The following is a 346-nucleotide window of genomic DNA, read 5'->3' as shown; positions in this document are numbered from 1 at the left end:
GCCCGAGTCGATCGGCGAGCGGGACCGGGCCGGGGTGCGGGCCGTGCTGGAGGTGGCCGACGAGCTGGGCGCCACGGCCTCGCAGGTCGCGACCGGGTGGGCGGTGCGCCGCGGCGTGCATCCGATCCTCGGGGTGAGCAGCGCCGAGCAGCTCAAGGACAACCTGGGCGCCTCGGACGTGGCGCGGGCGCTGACCGACGAGGCGATCGCGCGGCTGGAGTCGGCGGTGCCGTTCGAGCTGGGCTTCCCCGGCGACTTCGTCGGCGAGGTGGACCGCAGCCCGGACATCTACGGCGACGCCCTCCCCCGCCTCCACGGCCGCTGACCTCCCCGGCCGCGCCCCACC

Annotated in this window: 1 protein-coding gene; it reads left to right on the top strand. The window is 77.2% G+C overall.

The annotated features are described in order from the left end of the window. The coding region (locus FAF44_RS53915; RefSeq protein WP_237111219.1) for an aldo/keto reductase at positions 1-325 on the top strand (325 nt) is incomplete at its 5' end. Between the last annotated feature and the right edge of the window lie 21 nt (positions 326-346).

This window comes from Nonomuraea sp. MG754425 (genome assembly GCF_021699195.1).
Classification (GTDB): domain Bacteria; phylum Actinomycetota; class Actinomycetes; order Streptosporangiales; family Streptosporangiaceae; genus Nonomuraea.
The sequence above is the reverse complement of the archived record's forward strand: the minus strand, read 5'-3'. Positions and strand labels throughout refer to the sequence as shown.